Raw genomic sequence first — 256 nt, 5'->3', positions numbered from 1 at the left:
CGGTTCGCTCGATCCGGACAAGACCGTCGCAGCCCTGGAATCGCTCCATCACAAGGGCGTGGTTTCCGATGACCTCTCCTTCAACAAGAGCCATCAGGTGACGCACGCAACCGAGGTCTGCGCTGCAGCGCCAGGCGGCGACATCTCCTGCGCGATGCAGCAGCCACCCGCCGAAGCCCCCGCGGAATAAACTGCCGATGCGCCTCCCGCCGGCCCCCTGCGCCGGCGGGACTTTCGTCATTGAAAGCGGACGCGC

Annotated in this window: 1 protein-coding gene; it reads left to right on the top strand. The window is 66.4% G+C overall.

Going from position 1 to position 256, the window contains the following annotated elements; translation table 11 throughout:
• On the top strand, positions 1–190 hold a 190-nt coding region (locus SB764_RS42365), incomplete at its 5' end, for a hypothetical protein (protein WP_410867089.1).
• Positions 191–256 lie beyond the last annotated feature (66 nt).

Origin of the sequence: Paraburkholderia sp. SIMBA_027 (genome assembly GCF_046535315.1) — a bacterium.
In the GTDB taxonomy this organism is placed as follows: domain Bacteria; phylum Pseudomonadota; class Gammaproteobacteria; order Burkholderiales; family Burkholderiaceae; genus Paraburkholderia; species Paraburkholderia tropica.
The sequence above is the reverse complement of the archived record's forward strand: the minus strand, read 5'-3'. Positions and strand labels throughout refer to the sequence as shown.